The sequence below is a fragment of the Streptomyces sp. AC627_RSS907 genome (assembly GCF_019049165.1).
This window is the reverse complement of the sequence record NZ_JAGMUE010000878.1, coordinates 1-747: the sequence shown is the minus strand read 5'-3', so window position 1 is coordinate 747 and position 747 is coordinate 1. Positions and strand designations below refer to the sequence as shown.

The 747-nt window shown below is 72.7% G+C and carries 1 protein-coding gene; it reads right to left on the bottom strand.

The window, feature by feature from the left end:
• Positions 1-94 precede the first annotated feature (94 nt).
• Positions 95-747: FHA domain-containing protein (locus KUM32_RS39175; RefSeq protein ID WP_254406739.1), on the bottom strand; the 653-nt coding region annotated here is incomplete at its 5' end.

The window sequence follows — 747 nt, the reverse complement described above, 5'->3', positions numbered from 1 at the left end:
CACCCGGAACGTGTCGGGGGTGACGTTAGGACCGGGTGGTGGGGACGGGTCCCAAAACGCCGACGCCGTGGCCAAGGTGACCGGTGCGCGGGCGTCAGCCGGCGCCGGGGGCCTCACCGACGCGGGAGCTGGGCCACCCGAACTCGTCCTCCATCAGCTCCAGGTCCGGCGGCACCAGGGTGGTCGAGGCCACCAGCCCCCGGAGCAGGTTGTGCAGGAGGCTGTTGTCGGACGGGCGCTCCTCGGGGTTGTCGTGCATCAGCGGGTACTTGAAGCCGGTGCGGTGCAGCCGGCGGCGTACGGCCTCCACCCGGTACTCGATCTTGCGGACGGTCCACCCGGCGTCCGGGCGCAGATAGGCGAGCTGCTCGGCGGCCCGGCCGTACGTCAGCGGGCGCGGGTCCGGCTCGTACTCCAGGTAGTGCTGGCCCAACACGACCAGCAGCAGCCGCTCGTCGTCGCTCAGCGCCCACCGCTCCGGCTGGACGGTGTCCGCCGACCGGCTGGAGACGGGCCCCCGGTCGTCGTGGTCGGTGACGTACAGCTCGACGAGGTGTTCCCGGTGGCCCGAGCCCTGTACGAACAGGGGCGTGTAGCCGGTGGCGAGCGGGATCGGCTCGGAGGTGGCGTGCATCATCCGGCCCCGGGGCAGCCGCACGAGCTGCTGCCCGATGTTCCGCAGCCACCAACCCCCCTGCCGGTACGTCAACTCCCCGTGCCGGCGGCTCACCCGCCGGTCGTCCACGC